We start from the raw sequence: 250 nt of genomic DNA, 5'->3' as shown, positions 1-250 counted from the left end.
AGGGACAAAGGTATTACAGGAGAAGTTTTCATTCGATTCTCCAAATCATGAATATATCTTCCATGGTTTAGACTCCGGCACAGAATACACTTTTTATGTAGAGGCTTGGAAGAGATTCCCTGAGACTCTGATCGTGTCCGCTGAATCGTCCGGGTCTACTACAGACGCAGAACCAGAGGTAGAGGATCTATCAATTGAACAGAGTGATATCTCAACCAACTCTGCAACATTCAAATGGTCCAAAAAAACT

General features: G+C 42.0%; 1 protein-coding gene. It reads left to right on the top strand.

Annotated elements, in window-relative coordinates:
- Window positions 1–250: hypothetical protein (locus SB689_RS23780; RefSeq protein WP_410694500.1), on the top strand; the 250-nt coding region annotated here is incomplete at both ends.

Source organism: Chryseobacterium sp. SIMBA_038 (assembly GCF_046535115.1).
GTDB lineage: Bacteria > Bacteroidota > Bacteroidia > Flavobacteriales > Weeksellaceae > Chryseobacterium.
The sequence above is the reverse complement of the archived record's forward strand: the minus strand, read 5'-3'. Positions and strand labels throughout refer to the sequence as shown.